The 21,447-nt window shown below is 54.0% G+C and carries 18 protein-coding genes; 9 read left to right on the forward strand and 9 right to left on the reverse strand.

All coding sequences use genetic code 11. The features are described from left to right. Positions 1-44 precede the first annotated feature (44 nt). The 7 genes from G438_RS0100575 to dnaA all read right to left on the reverse strand — a co-directional run bounded on the left by G438_RS0100575 (position 45) and on the right by dnaA (position 10,241). Positions 45-440 (reverse strand): DUF3566 domain-containing protein, encoded by a 396-nt coding sequence (locus G438_RS0100575; protein ID WP_051259156.1) that lies wholly within the window; start codon positions 438-440, stop codon positions 45-47. Further along, positions 437-3,052, reverse strand: a complete 2,616-nt coding sequence (gene gyrA, locus G438_RS0100580) for a DNA gyrase subunit A (RefSeq protein WP_026459709.1) — start codon at positions 3,050-3,052, stop codon at positions 437-439. Before gyrA ends, G438_RS0100575 begins: the two co-directional genes overlap by 4 nt. A 48-nt stretch (positions 3,053-3,100) precedes the next feature. Continuing rightward, complete coding sequence (gyrB, locus tag G438_RS0100585; RefSeq protein WP_026459710.1) at positions 3,101-5,119, reverse strand: DNA topoisomerase (ATP-hydrolyzing) subunit B; 2,019 nt, start codon at positions 5,117-5,119, stop codon at positions 3,101-3,103. A 306-nt stretch (positions 5,120-5,425) separates the two neighbouring features. Continuing rightward, positions 5,426-6,127 (reverse strand): DciA family protein, encoded by a 702-nt coding sequence (locus tag G438_RS0100590; protein ID WP_051259157.1) that lies wholly within the window; start codon positions 6,125-6,127, stop codon positions 5,426-5,428. Next, positions 6,124-7,293 (reverse strand): DNA replication/repair protein RecF, encoded by a 1,170-nt coding sequence (gene recF / locus G438_RS0100595; RefSeq protein ID WP_026459712.1) that lies wholly within the window; start codon positions 7,291-7,293, stop codon positions 6,124-6,126. Before recF ends, G438_RS0100590 begins: the two co-directional genes overlap by 4 nt. Before the next feature lie 8 nt (positions 7,294-7,301). Further along, on the reverse strand, positions 7,302-8,438 hold the full coding sequence (gene dnaN, locus G438_RS0100600; protein ID WP_026459713.1) for a DNA polymerase III subunit beta: 1,137 nt from the start codon (positions 8,436-8,438) through the stop codon (positions 7,302-7,304). 366 nt (positions 8,439-8,804) lie between these two features. Further along, positions 8,805-10,241 carry a chromosomal replication initiator protein DnaA gene (gene dnaA / locus G438_RS0100605; RefSeq protein ID WP_026459714.1) on the reverse strand — a complete coding sequence of 479 codons (1,437 nt, stop codon included), beginning with the start codon at positions 10,239-10,241 and terminating at the stop codon, positions 8,805-8,807. Positions 10,242-10,696: 455 nt separating this feature from the next. On the opposite strand from dnaA, the gene rpmH reads away from it, so the two are divergent. The 9 genes from rpmH (at position 10,697) to G438_RS0100655 (ending at position 18,870) form a co-directional block, all read left to right on the forward strand. After that, positions 10,697-10,837, forward strand: coding sequence for a 50S ribosomal protein L34 (gene rpmH, locus G438_RS12130; RefSeq protein ID WP_084402890.1), 141 nt, complete (start codon positions 10,697-10,699; stop codon positions 10,835-10,837). A gap of 12 nt (positions 10,838-10,849) precedes the next feature. Beyond that, positions 10,850-11,215, forward strand: a complete 366-nt coding sequence (gene rnpA, locus G438_RS0100610) for a ribonuclease P protein component (RefSeq protein ID WP_026459715.1) — start codon at positions 10,850-10,852, stop codon at positions 11,213-11,215. Beyond that, positions 11,215-11,628: a membrane protein insertion efficiency factor YidD gene (yidD, locus tag G438_RS0100615; RefSeq protein WP_034284536.1), complete on the forward strand. Its 414-nt coding sequence runs from the start codon at positions 11,215-11,217 to the stop codon at positions 11,626-11,628. The genes rnpA and yidD overlap by 1 nt, the downstream gene beginning before the upstream one ends. A gap of 14 nt (positions 11,629-11,642) precedes the next feature. Beyond that, positions 11,643-12,980: a membrane protein insertase YidC gene (gene yidC / locus G438_RS0100620; protein ID WP_026459717.1), complete on the forward strand. Its 1,338-nt coding sequence runs from the start codon at positions 11,643-11,645 to the stop codon at positions 12,978-12,980. A gap of 54 nt (positions 12,981-13,034) precedes the next feature. Continuing rightward, complete coding sequence (locus tag G438_RS0100625; protein WP_026459718.1) at positions 13,035-13,571, forward strand: Jag family protein; 537 nt, start codon at positions 13,035-13,037, stop codon at positions 13,569-13,571. 3 nt (positions 13,572-13,574) lie between these two features. Next, a complete protein-coding gene (gene rsmG / locus G438_RS0100630; protein ID WP_034284539.1) occupies positions 13,575-14,231 on the forward strand; it encodes a 16S rRNA (guanine(527)-N(7))-methyltransferase RsmG in 657 nt (218 codons plus the stop codon). A gap of 186 nt (positions 14,232-14,417) precedes the next feature. Next, positions 14,418-15,302, forward strand: a complete 885-nt coding sequence (locus G438_RS0100635; protein ID WP_026459720.1) for a ParA family protein — start codon at positions 14,418-14,420, stop codon at positions 15,300-15,302. Positions 15,303-16,731: 1,429 nt separating this feature from the next. Continuing rightward, on the forward strand, positions 16,732-18,123 hold the full coding sequence (locus G438_RS0100650) for a ParB/RepB/Spo0J family partition protein (RefSeq protein ID WP_026459722.1): 1,392 nt from the start codon (positions 16,732-16,734) through the stop codon (positions 18,121-18,123). Positions 18,124-18,237: 114 nt separating this feature from the next. Continuing rightward, positions 18,238-18,870: an HAD-IA family hydrolase gene (locus G438_RS0100655; protein WP_026459723.1), complete on the forward strand. Its 633-nt coding sequence runs from the start codon at positions 18,238-18,240 to the stop codon at positions 18,868-18,870. Positions 18,871-19,091: 221 nt separating this feature from the next. On the opposite strand, the gene G438_RS0100660 is transcribed toward G438_RS0100655, so the two are convergent. Further along, complete coding sequence (locus G438_RS0100660; RefSeq protein WP_026459724.1) at positions 19,092-20,033, reverse strand: D-alanine--D-alanine ligase family protein; 942 nt, start codon at positions 20,031-20,033, stop codon at positions 19,092-19,094. 47 nt (positions 20,034-20,080) lie between these two features. After that, positions 20,081-21,427: an aminotransferase-like domain-containing protein gene (locus tag G438_RS10110; protein ID WP_051259158.1), complete on the reverse strand. Its 1,347-nt coding sequence runs from the start codon at positions 21,425-21,427 to the stop codon at positions 20,081-20,083. Positions 21,428-21,447 lie beyond the last annotated feature (20 nt).

Below are 21,447 nucleotides of genomic sequence, written 5' to 3' on the forward strand. Positions count from 1 at the left end.
GGTGAGAAACAAACTGATGAACGTGACGTCCAGCACCTATGTCGTTATTCGTCCATCAACGACACGCGAATACCACCAACGAGGGATGCCACAACGTTATATAACAGCGCACCCAGTGTCGAGATAGCGGTCAGTAACACCACATTCACCACGGCGATAATCGTTGCATACGACATCACCTTCGGCAGGCGCACATAGTCCAGGAGTGCCTTGAAGCTTTCCGCTCCGATCGTGGTGAGGAATTCTTCGATGGTGGCAAAGACGTGCATACTGTCAACGAGGAACCACAGCACCGCCGTGGCCACCACTGATGCAATACCAAGACCAACGCTCAGAAGGAAACTCACCTTGAGCACAGTCCATGGATCAACGCTGGCAACAGTGAGGTCCACTCGGCGCGGCGCATCCTCTGACTCATGCACCTGTGTTGTCACACTCATTGGTCATCCTCCTGTGTATCCGTCACTGTAGACGCTACAGCCTTTTCGTCGCTTTCGTCTGCCGCTTCACTATGAGAGTTTTCTTCTTCAGCCTCAGCGGCACTACCCGCAGCCTCGTCGTCAATATCACGTTCCGAATTGCGGGTAATGGCAATAATGCGGTCATCAGCGTCGGGGCGAGCGAAGATCACTCCCATTGTATTGCGTGCAGTTGGGCGCACATCGGAAGCGTTGACCTGAACAAGTTTGCCTGATTCGGTGATGACCATGACGTCCTCGTCGGGATTGACGATCAGCGCACCAACCAGTCCGCCTCGTTCTTCGACAAGTTTGCCAACGCGCACACCCAAGGTGCCACGACCCTTCGTGGGGTACTCCTCCACCGGAGTACGTTTGGCATAACCAGAATCGGTGACGATAAGCAGGTCAGCACCGGCACGAGGCACCTCCATCGAGAGCAATTCGTCATCCTCACGGAAGCGCATACCTCGCACGCCGGCGGTGGCTCGGCCCATGGGGCGTAGTTGCTCGTCAGTAGCACTGAAGCGAGCTGCTTGGCCGTCGCGTGAGACCAGCAGCAGGTCATCATCAGCATTGACAAGTTGAGCGCTGACCAGTTCGTCAGGTCGTCCTTGTTCGTCTTCGCGCAGGTTGATGGCGATAATGCCGCCTGTGCGGGCACTGTCGTAATCGCCCAGTCGAGTTTTCTTCACCAGGCCAGATTTGGTTGCTAAAACCAGGTAGTCTGCCGACTCATAGTCAGGGATAGCTAAAACCTGAGCGATCCGTTCATCCTTCTGGAATGCCAAAAGATTGGCGACGTGTTGGCCTTTCGCGTCACGGCCACCTTCAGGGATTTCGTAGGCTTTCGCACGATAAACGCGACCAAGGTTGGTGAAGAACAGCAGCCAATGGTGCGTGGTAGTGACAAAGAAGTGTTCCACTACATCGTCACCACGCAGCTGTGTACCACGCACACCCTTACCGCCGCGTTTTTGGCTGCGGTAGTTGTCGGTGCGTGTACGTTTCGCAAAGCCATCGCGCGTAATGGTCACGACGACGTCTTCGCAGGGAATAAGGTCTTCCATGGACATTTCGCCATCAAATGGCACGATCGTGGTTCGACGTTCATCACCGTATTTATCGACGATCTCAGCCAATTCAGATGACACGATCGAACGTTGACGCTCAGGACGTTCCAAGATGTCCTGCAGATCCAAGACGCGTGCCGTCAGCTCGGCGTGTTCGTCCATAATCTTTTGACGCTCCAGTGCAGCCAAACGACGTAACTGCAGGGCAAGGATTGCGTCAGCTTGGACCTCGTCAATAGCTAGCAGTGACTGCAAACCTGCGCGCGCCTCGTCAACAGTGGCACTACGTCGAATAAGGGCAATCACTTCGTCGAGGGCGTCCAGGGCTTTGAGGTACCCCTCAAGGATGTGGAGCCGTTCTTTGGTTTTGGCCAAACGGAATTGGGTGCGTCGCACAATGACATCAAGCTGGTGACTCACCCAGTGGCGGACAAAGCCGTCAATGGACAGCGTGCGTGGCACACCATCAACTAGGGCCAGCATATTGGCCGAGAAATTTTCCTGTAGTGGCGTGCGCTTATACAGGTTGTTGAGGACTACTTTGGCCACGGCGTCGCGTTTGAGGACAATGACGAGGCGTTGGCCTGTACGTCCAGATGTCTCGTCGCGAATATCGGCGATACCTTGTACGGTGCCGTCACGTACCAGTTGAGCAATCTTGTCGGCGAGGTTGTCAGGGTTGACTTGGTATGGCAGTTCAGTGACGACTAGGCACTGGCGGCCATGTATTTCTTCAACGCTGACCACCGCACGCTGAGTAATGGAACCGCGACCCGTCCGGTAGGCATCGTCAATACCTTTGCGGCCCAGAATGGTGGCGCCCGTTGGGAAATCAGGGCCAGGAATAATCTTGATCAGCGCTTCAAGGAGTTCTTCGCGACTGGCCTGCGGGTTGTCAAGGTACCACTGCACACCTTTGGCTACTTCACGGAGGTTGTGTGGCGGTATGCGTGTGGCCATACCTACCGCGATACCTTCGGAGCCGTTGACCAAAAGGTTGGGGAAACGGGCAGGCAAAATGGTGGGTTCTTGGTCGCGCCCGTCGTAGTTATCTTGGAAATCAACGGTGTCTTCGTCAATATCGCGCACCATTTCCATGGCCAGCGGCGCCATCTTACATTCGGTGTAACGAGGAGCTGCTGGCCCGAGGTTGCCAGGTGTGCCGAAATTGCCTTGGCCGGCTACCAGTGGGGCGCGCATAGACCACCATTGGACGAGGCGGGCCAGGGCATCGTAGATAGCACTGTCACCGTGGGGGTGGTAGGTACCCATGACGTCGCCGACGACACGTGACGATTTAGAAAATGATGATGTGGGGCGGTATCCACCGTCATACATGGCGTAGAGGATGCGCCGGTGTACTGGTTTGAGTCCGTCGCGTACATCGGGCAGTGCACGTCCAACGATCACGCTCATGGCGTAGTCGAGGTAGGAGCGTTGCATTTCCAGCTGCAGGTCTACCTGCTGGACACGGTCGTATTCGGTGACCTCGTCGGCAGGCGTGGAGGGTAGGTCGCTCACGGTGTTCCTTTGTTCATTTGCCGAGGCTTGGCGGCCTCGGGCGGTCGATTAAATGTCGAGGAAGCGCACGTCCGTGGCGTTGCGCTGGATAAAGGAGCGACGACGGTCAACGTCATCACCCATGAGGATGGAGAAGATTTCGTCGGCGTCGGCGGCTTCATCAAGGGTGACCTTCTTGAGGATGCGCTGCGCAGGATCCATTGTGGTTTCCCACAATTCGTGATCATTCATTTCGCCCAGACCTTTGTAGCGTTGAATACCGCCTTCTTTAGGGAGTCGACGGCCCTTCTCAGCGCCAGCTAGGAGGAGGGCATCACGTTCCTTATCGGAATAGGCGAATTCGTGTTCCGCATTGGTCCATTTGAGCCTAAATAGTGGCGGCATTGCGATGTACACATGCCCGTTTTCCACCAGTGGTCGCATATAGCGGAACAGCAATGTCAGCAGCAGTGTGGCGATATGTTGACCGTCCACGTCTGCGTCGGCCATGATGACGATTTTGCCGTAACGCAGTTTCGCAAGATCAAAGTCTTCGCCGATGCCTGTGCCGAATGCGGTGATCAATGACCGGATTGTGTCGGAGGATAAGGCTTTGTCTAGGCGCGCTTTTTCAACATTTAAGATTTTGCCGCGAATGGGCAGGATCGCCTGATGTTCAGGGTCGCGGCCACCAACAGCTGAGCCGCCTGCGGAGTCACCTTCGACAATAAAGATTTCGCATTTTTCTGTTTCGCGGGACGAGCAGTCGCGGAGTTTTCCTGGCATTGAGGCTGATTCCAACACGCCTTTGCGTCGTGTTGCTTCACGTGCTTTGCGTGCAGCAACACGGGCAAGTTGTGCCTGCTGCCCTTTAGCTACAATGGCTTTGGCGTCGGCGGGATGTGCGTCTAACCAGTCTGTCAGCATCTGGTTCACGGTTTTTTGTACGAAAGTCCGTGCCTCAGTATTGCCCAGTTTTGTCTTGGTCTGGCCCTCAAATTGCGGTTCGGTCAGTTTTACCGAGATGACGGCCGTTAAACCTTCACGCACATCATCACCGGTGAGGTTATCGTCCTTATCTTTGAACAGACCCTTGTCGCGAGCATAGCGATTAATCACTGAGGTAAGCGCTGTGCGGAAACCTTCTTCGTGCATCCCACCTTCGGTGGTGTTAATCGTATTAGCGTAGGTATGCACCGATGAGGAATATGCCGTTGTCCACTGCATCGCAATTTCCAACGACATGGTGCCTTCGTCATTTTCACACTCGAAATCAATGATTTCAGCATTAATCACATCGGATTTCTTGGTGGAGTCAAGATATTCGACATAGTCCCGCAACCCATGTTCATACATGTAAGAGACCTGACGATAACCGGGAATGGGGTCATCATCAATGCCACCGGAATCGCCAGTAATTTCATCGCCTTCGTCGGTTGCCCACGGACGTTGGTCAGTGAGTGAAATACGCAGGCCCTTATTCAGGAAGGCCATCTGTTGGAAACGTGTGCGTAATGTTTCAAAACTGAACTCGACAGTGTCAAAAATCGCCGGATCCGGGTAGAAAGTTTGGGTTGTGCCCGTGGCGTCGGTCGGCTCGTCCTGTGATAGGGGCGTAATGGGTGTGCCGCCGTTAGCGAAAGACATGCGCCACACGTGGCCTTGACGACGCACTTCAGTGTCAACGCGAGTGGATAAGGCATTGACAACTGAGATGCCAACACCATGAAGGCCACCGGAAACAGCGTAGCCGCCGCCACCGAATTTGCCGCCGGCATGAAGGATTGTCATCACCACTTCAACAGTGGGTTTGCCTTCGGTTGGGTGAATATCAACAGGGATACCGCGACCATTGTCAGCAACGCGGATACCTCCGTCAGCCAGGATTGTGACATCGATATGGTCGGCGTAGCCAGCCAAAGCTTCATCAACAGAGTTATCCACCACTTCATAGACGAGGTGGTGGAGGCCACGCTCACCAGTGGAGCCGATATACATACCTGGACGTTTACGGACTGCCTCAAGGCCTTCAAGAACAGTGATATCGGCAGCGCCGTATCCTTGTTCCCCATTGGCGTTGGGTGTCATTTCTTCAGCCACTCAATGGCTCCCCTCGTTGGACCGCGAATCGGCGGGCCTTTTCCTGGACAAATCTAGTGTTTCCCCAGATGGAACATACCGTGTAATTCTACCAATAAATGACCTTCACCAAGGTGAGGGTATATCAATAGATAGCCTCGTAAAATACCCCTTCATCAGCAAAAATGTGACTGTGAGAAGTGCCACCGCGCCATAGGGCTTCTTGTTGGATACTTACTCGTTGAGGCACCTATCAGAATCTCGCAGTGCCCCACCACCATCACGCACAGTAGCGTGCAAAACATCTGCGATTATTTAGCCGTATGTATCGCGCGGACCACGCCCAGGAACCGAAATAGCACCCTTTTTCCACGAGGGCGTCAATGGGCCTCGGATAATGACCTGAGTGACAATCCCAGGGCCCACCACCTCGTCAATTCGACGCTCAATGGTCGGCAATAATAAACGCAATTGCTTGGTCCATGCCGTTGACGTACAGCGAATAATCAAGGTTGAACCTTCAAAGGTTTCTACACCGCAATGCTGCGCCACCGTTGTGCCCACGATATGTGGCCACTGTTGCATCACCATGCCCATGCCGGTTTCTTGCCGCCACCCATTGTGCTCAATTGCTCGTCTCAGTGTTGTCCGCAGTGACTTCACCGGCATGTAGCGAATCCGTGTCGCTGCCCGTCCCACCTGAGATCGCCACATCGTTTCACCTTGAGCACTTGGTGTCACAACAGAGGTCAGATCACCGTCGACATCAGCAGCCCTGCCCAGAGCCCGAAGACCCTCATCGTCACCCACGTCGTCTGATGGAATAAAGATCGCGTGATCTTCACTCAGACCAGCCTGCCTGGCAAGATAATTGCGTCGCTTCCGGGGCAACGGTCGACGCATGAGTCCCCGCGCCTTGGCAACTTCTTGTGCGCGATGTAATGCCGATGCAGCAAAGGTTGCTGCGGCCTCGTCCATCGGATCAGCAGCATCCGGATCAGCAGCGTCACCTATCACGTGACCACCGTACCTGTTTGAGCGTCCCAGGCAACATGAAGGATATGCGCTGACAATTCAGCGGGTACATCGTCTTCTACGGCAGCGGTGATAATAACCTGCTCGGCATCGTTGACAACATTGACTAATGCCTGCCTACGCCCACTATCCAACTCTGCGAAAACGTCGTCGAGGATCAAAATGGGCTCCTCGCCATCGTCGGCAAGCATCGCGTAGGCACCTAGGCGAAGCCCTAAAGCCACAGACCATGATTCACCATGGCTGGCATAGCCTTTCACAGGTAAATGTCCTAGTGTCAACGACAGGTCGTCACGGTGAGCACCAACAAGGTTCACGCCGCGTTGAATTTCGTCGTCATTGCATCGGATAAGCGCTTCTTTCATGCGCTCAGTCTGGGCCTCCACGTCATTGAAGGGCGTATCTGTGCTGCCGAGGATTCGATCGACCGAGGCATCAAATGACAGCGACAATGTGCGGCCCGATTCAGCGACCGCATCATGCGCTTGCCCTGCAGGTTCAGCAAGACGTGTCATTGCACTGTAGCGGGCCGCACTCAGACGCGCAGATAGTTGTGCAAAACGTTCATCCCACACCGCTAAGGTTGATAATTCAGGTGCATGTCCACGTCGCAACGCTCCTTGTGCTGACTTCATCAACGCTGCACGCTGCCGCGCAACCTTATCGAAGTCAGCTCTCACCTGAGCCACAAGTGGGTGAAGTTGTATTGCCACATCATCCATAAAGGCACGCCGAACAGACGGTTCACCTTTGACGAGCTGAAGATCTTCTGGAGCAAAGACGACGGTGCGTACCAAGCCGAGGATATCTCGTGGCTTCGCTGCATTGCGATTTAACCTGGCACGATTGGCGCGGCCGCGCACAATTTCCAGCTCGATAATGTGTTCACGCCCACCGGCAAGGATGGCCTTAGCGCGGATAACCGCACCACCGGGTGGCGCCTCGTCAGGGTCGCTTGGCAGACGCACAAGGGCGGCATCGGCAGCAACACGGTGACTGCCAAATGTTGACAGATATGCCAGGGCTTCAACAAGATTCGTTTTGCCCTGTCCATTACGTCCCAACAGGACGGTACATCCTGGAGGGAACTCAACGACTCCGTGGCGGTATGAACGAAAATCGTCAACCGCGAGGTGCGAGACTCGCACAGGTAGATTCAGACGCCGAAACGAATCGGCATAATGAGGTAGCGGAAGTCGGTCTTTTCAGCATCGTCAACCTTATCTTGGCCGGTCATAATGGCAGGCTTCGTTGGATGCGTGAAGCTAAAACGCACATAGTCGGCGTCGATCACCGACAGACCTTCAATGAGGTACTGCGGGTTAAAGGCGGTGGAAATATCGTCGCCATGCAGCATCGCGTCGATAGATTCCGTTGCCTGAGCGTTGTCACCTTGGCCGGCCTCCAATGCCAACTGTGATTCAGTGAAGCTCAGTCGAACGCTGGTTTTCTTTTCCGCAACCAACGCAACACGTTTGACGGCATCAAGTAATTGGCTGCGTTCAACGACAGCAAAGATATCCGTTGATTCGGGGAAAAGCTTAAGTACAGGCGGGTAGTCACCATCGGTCAGTGTCGAGGTGGTGCGTCGTCCCGCTGCTTCAAAGCCGATGAGCGAGGCGGCGCCTGGTTGGGTGGATTGAGCAAGTCCAATGTCGAGGCTGTTGCCGGCAGTCATTGATTTAGCGACGTCTTGGAGGATGCGCGCCTTGACCATTGCGGCCTCGTTGATCGCATCTACGGTAGGTTTCCATGTAATTTCGCGTACTGCGAGGCGGTAGCGGTCGGTGGCCATTAGTATCATCTGTTCACCATTGACTTCGATACGCACAGCGGTCAGCAGCGGCAGGGTGTCATCTTTGGAGGCAGCAATCGTGACTTGGTGGACGGCTTGCCCAAAAATATGCGCGTCAACGGTGCCAGCAGTGTCGGGTTGTGCTGGGAGTTGTGGATACTCATCAAGCGGCATGACAGCAAGTTGGAAACGTGAAGATCCGCAGGAAAGATTCACTTTTTGACCGTCAAGTTCAACAGTGACAGGTCGGTCAGGCAGTGCTTTTGAAATATCAGCTAGTAGGCGACCTGACACAAGTACTTCACCGGCTTCCTCCACGGAAGCAGGGATACGCGAATTTGCTGACACTTCATAGTCGAAAGATGACAGTGTGAGTTCTTCTTCGGCAGCAATAATGCGCACACCAGCAAGGATGGGTGAGGCTGGACGTACAGGAAGTGCACGTGCGGTCCACGAAACGGCCTCGGCAAGAACGTCGCGCGCGACAGTGAATTTCATTGCGAACCCTTCAACTGCGAATTACAAACTCGCTTAACTTTACCTTTTTTGTCTCGTAGGTGGTACCTAGATACCGGTGGCTTTTATGCCACAGCACTGTTGGAATGACATCTTTAATTCCCTGTAATTTATTCTTTCATCACATTCATAAGGGCTGTGCATACTGTGGATTGGGCACCAAATAGACGTAATTCCGCGCCTCTTACGCTGTTGGTCCATGGGGACAACGGTGTAGAGAAATGGGGAACGCTTGTGAATTACATGGATGTGCTTTACGTCGTCTCCACAGAAAACACTGCGTATCCACCAATATTTGGGATTTTTCCACCGGCGGCGGCATGACCTCTGTGGAAATACGGCTACAGCCTAGGAATTACGCGACTGCTGCTTAATACGGGTTGTGAGTTCAGTGACGTGATTAAATGCCTCCCGACGTTCCGCCATTTGGCTAGCGATCACTCGGTTCGCATGCATGACCGTTGTGTGGTCGAAGCCACCGAATGCTTGGCCGATACGAGGCAGCGACATATCAGTAAGCTCTCGACACAGGTACATGGCGATCTGTCTGGCAGTGGTAATGGTGCGCGACTGGCGGCCTTTCATGCAGAGCTGTTCCAAGGTGATACCAAAGTAGTTGGCACTTTGCCCCATGATCATTGCAGCGGTTATTTCGGTGTCTTGCGGATCTGAAATGAAATCCTTTAACTGTATTTCGGCTAGTTGGAGGTCAATGCGATCTTGCTGAGACAGATTCGCGAAGGCGATGATACGAACCAGCGCGCCTTCGAGTTCACGAATATTAGTGGCGATACGCGACGCGATGTAATTGAGTACCTCGGAGTCAATTTCAAGGTTTTCCGCTGCAGCTTTCTTTTGCAAGATGGCGATACGTGTTTCTAGATCCGGTGGCTGAATATCCACGGGTAATCCAGAGGCAAAACGCGAACGCAAACGGTCCTCAAAACCCGACAGTTTATTTGGTGGAAGATCCGAGGTGAGTACGACCTGTTTCTTCGCATTAAAGAGCGAGTTAAAGGTGTGGAAGAAGGCCTCTTGCGTTTCCTGTTTGCCTTGGATGAATTGAATGTCGTCAATGAGTAGGACGTCGACGTCGCGGTAGCGGCGCTGGAATTCTTCGGCACGTTTTTCGCGGATTGCATTAATGAAGTCATTGGTGAACTCTTCGGAGTTGACATAGAGCACACGACTGTCAGGAGACAAACTCAGAACATAATTGCCAATGGCATGCAGGAGGTGTGTTTTACCTAGCCCTGAATCGCCGTAGATGAATAGGGGGTTGTAGGCCTCGGCAGGATTTTCCGCAACAGCTAGGGCGGCGACATAGGCGAAACGGTTTGATGAACCGCGCACAAAGGTATCGAAGGTGTACTTGGGGTTGAGCCGCATTGCTACTGCGCCATTTGACCCAATGCCGCTTGTGTCGATTATCGAGGCGTCCGTTCCTGCGTCGAATGGGTGAGGTGTGGGCTGTGGTGCAGATACGGGTTCGTCGTGGGTAGGTTCCGCTTTTTCGTCAGCCTCGTCGATATCGCCAACAAGTTCGGGATCGACGGTGACGGCTAGGCGCACAGTTTTAGTCAGGACAGCTGACAGGGCGTGAGCAATCGTTGACGACTCGTCTTCTATTCGTCGTTTGGCACTGTCAGTGGAAACTGCGATGAGAATGGTGCCTTCAATGTCAGCAATGGGTCGAGCGGTTCGCAAAAATGCGCGGGTCGTGGGACGCAAATCTGTTTGCGAACACACTTCATTCCATGCGGCGGACAGTAGATCCGTAGGCATGATGCTCCTTCGACGCCAAGACGTGAGTTCTACCACGCTTATGCGGGTAAAAACACCGTGGATATTCTGAGGGATACTCTAGCCTGTTCCCCATTATTCACAGGCTGGGGAAATACTTGTGGATATAAAATCACAGAATCACAAAAATGTAATTACAACGCCGATTCAAGGTGACAAGCCAAAAACACTGATTTACACAATGCTGTGGAAAAACGCCTCCGTGGTGAAGATGTGAATACGATGATCCACAGCCCTATCCACAGTTGTGTAAAACGAAGGTGATCTAAACCCTTTGGATGTACTGCGCGTTCCATTGACTCAGATGCCGCGGAGCCCTAATCTGGACGTTCGTATGTGCCCGGGCGACCGGGTTGATAGCTCACAAGTGACTCTTCGAGCTGTCATGACCGACCGAATGGTGCAGCCGCGCCATTCCCGCATTTGGAGATAGACCAGTGACCACGAAGCGGACTTACCAGCCCAATAACCGTCGTCGTTCCAAGACGCACGGCTTCCGTCTGCGCATGAGCACCCGCGCCGGCCGCGCCATTTTGGCCGCACGTCGCCGCAAGGGTCGCAAGAGCCTCTCCGTCTGAGTATCAATCACGGTGTTGCCACGAGCACACCGCATGGTTGATCCGGCACTATTTCGCGCAGTTATCCGAGACGGAGCTCGCGCAGGTAACGCCGCAGTCGTCGTGCATTGTCGAACCGACGAGGAGCGTCGCGCGCCCCTCGTCGGTTTCGTCGTGCCTAAACGCGAGATTGCATTAGCAACAAAACGCAACCGTCTTCGGCGTCAGGTGCGCCACCTTGTCGCTGCACGACTGGAGACAATGCCAAGCAATATTGCACTGGTCATACGCATCAATGGCAATGCGGTGGGCCTGTCCTCAGCGGAACTGGGTGTGCGCCTCGACAATGCCATGGGCCGAGCACTGCGAAAATGGCACGATAAAGCGGGAGTGCTGTGATGGCCTCGTCAATTTTCGGACGGATCCTGGCGCTGCCAATACAGGCCTATCAACGCTTTATTTCTCCGATGATTGCCCCCAGATGCCGTTACGCACCAACCTGCTCAGCCTATGCAGTCGAATCGCTCAGCGTCCACGGCCCCATCAAAGGTACGATTTTGGCAGTCTGGCGACTACTGAGATGCAATCCGTGGAGTCACGGTGGCGTTGACTATGTGCCTCAACGTGGCTCGTGGAAGGCACCTGAGTGGATTCCACCTGAGGATTGGGTGGGCCATCTTCACCTCGATCCGCCATTCCCTATGGGGATGGAACGCATCGATGACTGGAATGATGGTACCGAACCGAATGCACCGACCTGCCCGGAGCACTCCGGGATGACCCAGAACGCGCCGAGCGTTCACCAACCCTGAAGGAGACAACACCCATGTGGGAAGCTATCCTCCACCCCTTCGCCGTAGCCATTTCGTGGGTGTGGGTGAAGATCCACGACCTGCTGGTTCTCGTTGGCATGTCCTCTGGTTCCGGCTTTGCGTGGGTTGTGTCTATTGTTTTACTCACCTTGGTGGTGCGCGCGCTGATTCTGCCGCTCTTCCTTAAGCAGGTGAAGTCCTCGCGCGGTATGCAGGCAATGCAGCCGGAGTTGAAGAAACTTCAGGAAAAATACAAAGGCAAGACCGATGCCGCATCGCGCCAAAAAATGGCTGAAGAACAGCAAGCACTGTATAAGAAACACGGGACAAACCCGCTTGCCTCATGTCTTCCGCTGCTGGTTCAAATGCCTATCCTTTTTGCGATGTACCGTGCGATTTTCGCTGTGAAAGACATTGCTCAAGGTACATTCACCTATCGCGGCGAGAGCGCTGACAGCCTCGGACCGATCACCCAGGCTATCGCTGCTGAAATTGACGGCTCGACCTTCCTTGGTGTTCCGCTTTCATACCGCATCACTGATGGCATTGACACCCTTGGCATTGTTGGCTTCGTTGTCATGATTATCATCATGGTGGCCATGCAATTCCTGTCGATGCGTTTGACGATGACGCGCAATATGCCACCACAGTCTGACCCGAATAATCCGATGGTGCGCAGCCAAAAGATGATGATGTACATGATGCCAGCAATGTTCATCTTCACGGGTTTCTTCTTCCAAATGGGTCTGCTGGTGTACATGGTGACCACGACGGCATTTTCTTGGGGTCAGTCCATTTGGACCGTCAAAGTGATGCCTACCCCCGGTTCACCTGCTCATACTGATCTTGTTGCCAAGCGTCAGAGTGCCTACCAAGGTTGGGCACGGGAGTATTTCGCTGACTATGATCGCCAACGTTCCGCGATTGCTTCGGCAGATACCGCGGCCATTGATGCCCTCAATGAGCAGGCATTACGCGAGGTGAAGGCGAAGGCCTCAAAACAGAAGATTGCGTCGAATTTCCCCGAGGAAATGTCTGCGGGCGAAGTACTTACGGTGTATCGGACATTGTCCACGCAGGATTGGGATACGTTGCCTGACGAGGCGTGGATGCGCGCCATTCATCGCGCATCGGCTCGCAGCGTGGAGCGGCGCGCACAGGCCGAGGCACGCGAGCAGAATAAGCGACTTACGCGCGAACAGCGGCGCGCAAAGGCAGAGGAGGCTGCCGCGCGTTCTGCGCGTGCCGAGGCAGCTGCGCGCCCTGCAGAGTTGACCCCCGACGAAATTGAGAAGCGTCGGCAGGCCCGGAAAAAGGCAGCTCGTAACAGCAATAAGAAAAAGCGCCGCTAGTAGACCACACAGACTTTCGGGAGATGACTCCCACTGTTGACCAAGGAGAAATAGATGAGCGATACCTCGTCGCAATTGACCAATCTTGAAGAAGAAGGCGAACTCGCCGCAGACTACCTTGAGGAGCTGCTTGATATTGCCGACCTCGATGGTGATATTGAGATTGACGTCGAGAACGGTCGTGCATCGGTGGAGATTATCTCTGATGATTCTGCTGCACTTGATCGCCTGGTGGGTGACGACGGCGAAGTTCTTGATGCACTTCAAGAATTGACGCGCCTGGCGGTACAAACTGAAACGGGTGAACGTTCGCGTCTGATGCTCGACATTGCCGGATTCAGGGCCGAACGTAAGGCACAGCTTCAGGCATTGACTGAGGAAGCAATTACACGCCTTCGTGCGACCGGTGAGCCACAGCGTCTTGAACCAATGAATCCGTTCGAACGCAAGGTATGCCATGATGTTGTGGCTGCGGCCGGATTGTATTCAGAGTCTGAAGGCGCAGAGCCGCGACGATACGTCGTCATTTTGTCCTCACCTGCCGATGGCAATGAAGACATTGTCGATAGCGACGATTCTGACGAGGCCTGAGCCGTGGCAGCTGAGTTCACTGACGATACCGGCGTGATTGAGCCGGAGATTCCGACCCAGGCGGTGCGCGATCTTTTCGGTGTGGCTTTCGGGCAGGTCGAGGAATTTGCGCGCCTGCTTGAAGACGAAGGTGAATTGCGCGGCCTTATTGGTCCGCGTGAGTTGCCGCGTTTGTGGTCGCGCCACTTGGTGAACTCAGCTGCGATCTTGGGCTTTTTACCTAAGAAGGGCCAGGTACTCGATATTGGTTCGGGTGCTGGTTTCCCAGGTATCGTCGCGGCAATTGCGCGTCCAAATCTGGACTTCCATCTTGCTGAACCGATGCAGCGGCGATGTGAATGGTTATATGACGTCGTTGATCATCTCGGCCTAGACAATGTCACCATCCATCAGGCACGGGCTGAAGAACTGCGCGGCAAAGGCAAAGCCGATGTGGTTACTGCACGTGCGGTGGCGAATATGTCAAAGCTGATTCGTATGACGTCGAAGCTCATTGCGCCGGGTGGTTCACTGGTCGCGCTGAAAGGGCGAAGGGCGCCGATCGAGGTAGAAGAAGCATCAATAGAATTAAAGCGACATCATCTGGGTGCGGCGATACACGAAGTGCCGAGCGTGATGGAAGATGAGGCGACATTCGTTGTCGTCTGCCGCCGCATATAGGCGTGACGCCCTCGTGCGGAGCTGAAGGGCGACTGCGCGACTGGGAATGTCGCGCGGCGGTGTGTTCTTCACACGTCATATTCGATAGTTATTTCGCCTGCGCTGCATGTGCGTTTCGTCAGCTACGTTTCATTGGGCGTTCCGCTTGTGCTTTTTGCTAGGTTAGTACCTGGGAAGGTTTGAGGCATGACTACACACGATCCGATTTCTACGACACCGTTGTCCGACGCTATCGCACGGAATTTCCGCGATCTTCAGATGCTTGATGCCGCTGAATTTGCTGTTCCTGATGCCCCTGTCGTCGTTGCGATTGCGAACCAAAAAGGTGGTGTCGGGAAGACCACGACTACGGTAAATCTTGCTGCTGCCCTTGCGGACGGTGGCCTCAGAGTCCTTGTTATTGATGCCGATGCTCAGGGGAATGCGTCGTCGGCATTGGGCGTTGCACATCCATCTGGTACCCCATCTACCTACGATGTACTGATCGGTCGTGAACGTCTTCGAGATGTACTTCAGGAATGTCCCGACGTTGCTGGGCTTTATGTCTGTCCTGCAACCATTGATCTTTCGGGCGCAGAGATTGAGCTCGTCGATATTGAGCGACGCGAGTTCCTTTTCTCCGTCGCACTGCGCGATTTCCTTGACGAAGACGCTGCCTTCGATGTTGTGTTAGTGGATTGCCCACCGTCGCTAGGACTGGTCACACTTAATGTGTTGGTGGCCGCAGATCAGGTACTCATTCCCGTGCAGACTGAATATTATGCGCTGGAAGGACTGAGTCAACTGTGGAATACTATCGACCGTATTTCCCAGGCACTCAATCCACGTCTCCACGTTGGATCAATGTTGTTGACTATGGCAGACCGACGCACAAAGCTATCCGAAGAAGTTGAAGCAGAAGTCCGTCAACACTTTGGTGCGCTTACACTCGAAACAGTAGTGCCACGTTCCGTTCGCGTGTCGGAAGCACCGTCCTATTCACAGACTGTGATCACATATGATCCGCGTTGCGCTGGTGCGATTGCCTATCGCAAGGCGGCACTCGAGTTTAGCCGACGCTTGGCTGGCTAGGTCGTGCGCCTCCGATGCGTGAAGATTTGGTCGCCTAGATATTGCCAGGACCATTCGTGTGTCGTGCGCCGTCAGCACTCAGGTGCCATTGGCCGTTACTCCGAGTGTTTCACGTGAAACATTCTCATACGTTGGTGGTGACTGCTTCACAATAGAGCCGTCGAGGCTGCAGTCTCGGTACGCAGGCACACTCGGTGAGAGTTGAATTGTGCGCTGTTGTGCCAGTTGAATGTTAAGTGTTTTCGGTGGTTGAAGCCCGACCGATGATTGACGGTTGGACGTTGGGGCCTTTCGGTGGCCGAGTTAAATGCGGCTTCGATGTCCGAATGTTAAAAGCCTTACAGCCAGGCTTGTCATTGATATTTTATTTCGTGTTCAGAAACGATGTTTACTCATTCATGCCAGTCATGTGACCCTGTTTATTGGGCATGCTTGATTGTCACCTTGCGTGAATAGTTGAGGTGACGTTGTCGACGCCTCACGCTGGCCACCTTAGTGTGTGGGCGAGTTGATGCTTTCGGTGTTAAGGATATTTTTGGACGGACGGGAGCGTTGGCGGCGGATGCGGTGTGGGCGTCTTCCACGATATCAGTGAGTATGGTTGCTGCACGCGAGGGAATGGCCTCAGTTGGAAACTTGATACCACTTCCGTCACCGCGGATAGTTGAACCCAAACCGTAATCGTAATTACGTGGCGATGCTTTGCCCACTGTCACGATGCCTTGCGCACTGTCACGATCGCTTCACCATGTTTGGTGCGCGAGGACGTGTTGTGCGCGCGAGGCCTGTGTTGGTGATATAAACCTTCGGCCAGAAGCGTGGCCAGAACCTTCGATTAGAAGCTGGGCACACTCAAACAGAACGTCCACCAAAATCTTGCCGTTGAATATCATCAAGTGTTTTCGTTTGCACAATACGCCCAAGTGCTGAATATGATGTGCGCATGCGGCGGGCACGTTGAATGTGACGAAGATTAAGAAGTGTCCGTTCTCGCTTTATGTCACTGCAATGAGAATCCGAATAGACGATTCTTGCGTTGCCACAGGTAGATCGAACACTGTATAGGCAGCGTTATGTGCCGATGACAGGCGATGACGTCGTAGTGACAAGGCGACTAGGCGCGGAATATACAGCGGCACCTGGTGAGGTGGACACATCGGCAAAAGTTGACAAGTACGCAGCGTGAGTCGCTCGCATCTTGCGATGCTTATGGCATACTCAAGGTGTATCCGCATGTGATCAAGAATTGGCGCAGCAATAAGGCTCGTCACTGAAAGGCATTGTCTTTTTCTTTTGTGGCGACAACTCAGTTCGCACCGATGCTGCGAGCAAGCCGAGTGACTGCAGCGTAACTTCATTGTGAAAGTGGAGGATCTATGTTTCACGTGAAACAATGGATCAGTGCTTCGATGGCTGGAGGGAGTTTGTCATGGGGAACGAGAAATCAACGTCCACAGGTAAGGCACGTAAGAGCGGATTAGGACGAGGCCTCGGCGCACTCATTCCTCAAGTGGATGCTGACGAGGTTGTCGCTGCTACGCGTCCACTGGATGTCTTCTTTCCCGAATCAAAGGGCGGTAGTGCTTTACCGCGTGGAGGATCTGCACGTAGTCTTCTTCAACCGAAACAGAAGGCTACAGGAACACGTCATGCAGTGAAGGCAACAGCGGTGAGGTCGACGCAGGCTCAACATGACGTTGCTACCATATCGGATAATGCTTCCACTAGACCGCCAGCTCAGGCTATCGGCACAGCGGATAATGGCGGCACCGTTCTGACGCAGGATCCTCCTCGATCCACCTCCAAGGGTTCACATACACGTGGCACGACATCGGATAAGCAAGATGTTTCACGTGAAACATCGGCGGCGACCTTCGGAGATGGGACGCTGAACCAGGAGCCCACCGATGTGAAGGAAATGCGCGACAATGCCGCAACATACGCAGAATCATCGGCATCTACTATGCTCGCAGGTACTCAGTACGCAGAACTCCCCATACACCTGATCGTGCCTAATACTCGTCAGCCACGCGTTGTCTTTGATGAAGATGAGCTTGAGGAGCTCGTCGCATCGATTCATGAGGTGGGCATACTTCAGCCGATTGTCGTTCGTCCAATCTCACTCACAGGCGAACCATCAGCGCGTCTGAGGGAACTACTCGAAGAAAAACCTGATGCACGTTTTGAGCTCATCATGGGTGAACGGCGGTTGCGTTCAGCTGAGCGTGCGGGCCTTAATGAAATACCGGCAATTATCCGCCACACCGATGATAATGATCTTCTCCGTGACGCACTATTAGAAAACCTGCATCGAGCACAGCTCAATCCACTTGAGGAGGCGGCAGCGTATCAGCAGCTCATGGCAGATTTCGGCGCAACACAAGAAGAGTTGTCAAAGAAGATCGCGCGCTCTCGTCCTCAGATCGCCAATACCTTACGCCTGTTGAAACTACCACCGAGCGTGCAGAATAAAGTTGCCGCTCAAGTGATTTCAGCAGGGCATGCGCGTGCGCTGCTGTCACTTACTGAGACAAGAGATATGGAAATCCTTGCCGATAGGATTGTCGCTGAAGGCTTGTCGGTACGAACTACCGAGGAGCTTGTCCGCCTCGGAAAAGTGAAAGCCGCAGCAGCGAAGGTTGCTCGTATCCGCCCGCCTTCCAGCCCGTTGGCGACCCAAGTGGCATCTACGCTGGAAAACCTATATGACACACGTGTGACCGTGAGTGAAGGGCGTAATAAAGGGAAAATCGTTATCGAATTTGCGGGAACTGAAGATCTTCAACGCATAGCGGCACTGATTATGGCAAGCGACAAATAATCATAAAGTTTCAACAATGTGATGCGCGCGCGTTGATAATCTCACAAAGCTACTGGTCCCACCCATTTTCATCGGACAATGGAGTGACATCATCACGTGCGGTTAGGATTCACGATGAGCACACACTCCGGCATTCGAGCGGTCTTGTTCGATGTTGGCGGTGTTATTGTTAACGCCCGGCCAGATCCCACTGAGACCGCCGCCTTACTTGGCATTCCCACTGACGATCTCACAGCGATTAGGCTCGTCGACCAGGCAATGTGGGCGCATCGAGATGCGTACGATGCCGGTACAACCGACAAGGAATTCTGGGACCGCGTCGCAGGTGACTGTGGCCTAGAGGAAATAGACGACCACACCTTAGCTGCACTTGTGGCAGCCGACACCGGTCGCCTTGACACCGCAGATCCGCGTGCCATCGCCATCGTTGAAGATTTCTACAACGCCGGTATCGTCTGCTCAGTCCTATCTAATGCTCCCCATGCTATCGCTGACGCGATCAAGGCAGCTCCGTGGTATCGGCAGTACTTTAGCTCCGGCGTTTTTTCTGCTGAAGTGAATGTATGCAAACCACAGCGCGCTATTTTCCGTCACGCTCTGGCAAATGTTGAGGTTGAACCGCAAGCCATTGTTTTTGTTGATGACCGGTGTGAAAACCTCCGTGCTGCGGAACTTCTTGGAATGAAGACCGTTTTATGGGACGGAAGTGACGAGGCGGAATACGAGCTACGCTCTTATCTTCCCTAGGGCGCTTAAGACAAACAGTCGCCTATCCTGCAGAACCATCTATCCCGCACAGTTGCCGCTGGGGCGACACCACGCGCAACGCGATACGTACTGACCTGCTATCAGGTGCGCAGGGTCGTTTCCTACGAACTGCTACCCGCAGGAGACCCTATATGTGAGCTGTCAACCGCGCGAGTTCTTCACGTAGGAACTGCCGGTCACATAGGGTCATGAGGTATCGACTATCGGCCCTTGGCCACAAAATTCACGATAGCGTCACAGGTTTGCCCGAATGAACCAGCGGCATCAGCAGCCTGAGGGAAAAGTGACGTGTCGGTCATACCGGGGGCAACATTGGCATCGATAAACCAGCAGGTCCCCGACTGATCAATGACAAAATCAATCCGCGACAAATCCCGTAAACCCAACACCGTGTGAGCCTGGATAGCAAGGGTACAAATATCGTCGACTTGTTCAGCGGCAAGTCGAGCCGGAACGAAATACTGCGTGGAATCTGTGGTGTAGCGAGCCTCGTAATTGTAGGTGCCATCATCGGTGACAATCTCAACGGGTGGGAGGGCCACAGGGCCGTCGCCAAGATCCAATACCGAAACTGCAACATCACGACCAGAAATAAAACGCTCCACCATTATGTTTTCGCCGTAGGCAAAGGCGTCCACCATCGCACCACGAAGCTGCGTTGCGGTATCCGCCCGGGAAATACCTAGTGCTGAACCACCATCGGTGGGTTTAATAACCACCGGATAGGTAATCGCTTCATTGAGCGCACCTAACACACTGGTGGCGCCGAGCTGCTGGAACAAGACCTGCGGCAGCGCCATCCACCCAGGCGTATCCACACCTGCCGCACCCAAAAGTGCTTTGGCTGTCGGCTTATTCGAGGCAAGTTTGGCCTGGGTTGACGACGAACCCACAAAAGGAATACTTAGAGACTCCAAAAGCGTCTGAAGTGAGCCATCTTCGCCAATAGCGCCATGAACAAGCGGCCAGATGACATCGGGTGCGAATTCGCTAACCGTGGCCAACAGGTTCCGGTCAAGATCGGCCACACGCACCTCGTGTCCATACTGCGTCAACGCATTGGCGACACGTCGACCACTACGTACCGACACGTCGCGTTCATGGGTCAGACCACCTGCGATGATAAGGACTTTCAGAGCCATGATTTCACCTTCCGTATCGGTCGTAGCGCGACAAGAAATGGGTAGGACTAGAGGGTATCGGTTGCAGGGGCAGTAGCAGGACCAGGACGGTGATCCGGTTCAGGCGCACCGGCCTGAGCAATATCGGCGGTACCAAACATTTCCACCAGTTCCATTTCCGCATTGATGACACCTGCGAGGCGACGCACGCCTTCGCGAATATTGTCGGGTGTGGGGTAGCAGAAGGAGAGGCGCATGTGATCGGCGCCGCGACCATCGTAGTAGAAGGCTGTGCCGGACACATAAGCAACCTGAGCGCGCACTGCGCGAGGCAGCATAGATTTCGCGTCTAAACCTTCGGGCAGGGTTACCCAGGTGTAGAAGCCACCTGCTGGCCGCGTCCATTCACACTGAGGCAGATATTCCTCCAATGCGCCCAGCATGGCGTCACGACGTTCCTTATACATTGATCGGAATGCTTTGACCTGGCTATACCAGTCATAATCCGTCAGGTACTGCGAGAGGAACATTTGACCGAACATTGTTGGCGACAAGATTGCTGCTTCCGAGGCGAGGATAAGTTTGTCACGGATGGCATGTGGCGCAAGTGCCCAGCCGATACGCATACCTGGCGCGAACATCTTCGACACCGAGCCAAGATAGACAACACCTTCAGGCGCATAAGAACGCAGCGCAGGCAGAGGGTCAGAATCAAAACCGAGAAGACCATAAGGATTGTCTTCAAGGATGAGGATATGTTCACGCTCGCAGATAGAGGTAATCAACGGGCGACGTTCCTCTGACAAAGTGACCCCTGCAGGGTTTTGGAAATTGGGAATCGTATAGAGGAATTTGATGGACCGCCCCTGTGCGCGTAAACGCCGAATCGTTTCCTCAAGAGCCGAGGGAATAATGCCATCGTGATCCATATCGACGTGCACAACCTCGGCCTGGCGTGCACGGAAACAACCAAGCGCGCCGACATAGGATGGGGACTCAGCAAGTACCACATCACCTGCGTCAATGAAGAGTTCGGCCATGAGGTCAAGGGCCTGCTGGGACCCGGTGGTCACCACAATATCGTCTGGGTCGGCGCCGATAATGTGGTCATAGGTCATAATGTCAGCAAGTTGGGCACGTAGAGGCTCCCATCCTTGACCAGAACCGTACTGCAGGGCCTGAGCACCATGGTTCAGAATCAGGCTCTTTGCCGACTCGGCGAGGCGTTCGAGGGGAAGGTCCTTCAGATTCGGCATGCCGCCAGCCAAGGAGACTACTTCAGGGCGCGATACAACAGAAAAGAGTGCGCGGATCTCAGAGGCCCGCAGGTTGTGAGCTCGCTCGGCGTAGGCATCGAACCATGGATCCAACCTATTGCCTTGCGTTTCACCGACATGGTGCGTCGAATCGCTCACGGCACCGTCCTTCTGTTTCT

Source organism: Schaalia suimastitidis DSM 15538 (assembly GCF_000429105.1).
Lineage (GTDB): Bacteria > Actinomycetota > Actinomycetes > Actinomycetales > Actinomycetaceae > Pauljensenia > Pauljensenia suimastitidis.

What these genes read in the sequence shown, in the direction of transcription:
- G438_RS0100660 (WP_026459724.1), bottom strand. Translation starts at nt 20,033, where the DNA reads ATGGCTCTGAAAGTCCTTATCATCGCAGGTGGTCTGACCCATGAACGC.
- dnaA (WP_026459714.1), bottom strand. Translation starts at nt 10,241, where the DNA reads ATGCCTACGGATCTACTGTCCGCCGCATGGAATGAAGTGTGTTCGCAA.
- yidD (WP_034284536.1), top strand. Translation starts at nt 11,215, where the DNA reads ATGGCCTCGTCAATTTTCGGACGGATCCTGGCGCTGCCAATACAGGCC.
- yidC (WP_026459717.1), top strand. Translation starts at nt 11,643, where the DNA reads ATGTGGGAAGCTATCCTCCACCCCTTCGCCGTAGCCATTTCGTGGGTG.
- gyrB (WP_026459710.1), bottom strand. Translation starts at nt 5,119, where the DNA reads ATGACACCCAACGCCAATGGGGAACAAGGATACGGCGCTGCCGATATC.
- G438_RS0100650 (WP_026459722.1), top strand. Translation starts at nt 16,732, where the DNA reads ATGGGGAACGAGAAATCAACGTCCACAGGTAAGGCACGTAAGAGCGGA.
- G438_RS0100655 (WP_026459723.1), top strand. Translation starts at nt 18,238, where the DNA reads ATGAGCACACACTCCGGCATTCGAGCGGTCTTGTTCGATGTTGGCGGT.
- G438_RS0100635 (WP_026459720.1), top strand. Translation starts at nt 14,418, where the DNA reads ATGACTACACACGATCCGATTTCTACGACACCGTTGTCCGACGCTATC.
- dnaN (WP_026459713.1), bottom strand. Translation starts at nt 8,438, where the DNA reads ATGAAATTCACTGTCGCGCGCGACGTTCTTGCCGAGGCCGTTTCGTGG.
- G438_RS0100625 (WP_026459718.1), top strand. Translation starts at nt 13,035, where the DNA reads ATGAGCGATACCTCGTCGCAATTGACCAATCTTGAAGAAGAAGGCGAA.
- G438_RS0100575 (WP_051259156.1), bottom strand. Translation starts at nt 440, where the DNA reads ATGAGTGTGACAACACAGGTGCATGAGTCAGAGGATGCGCCGCGCCGA.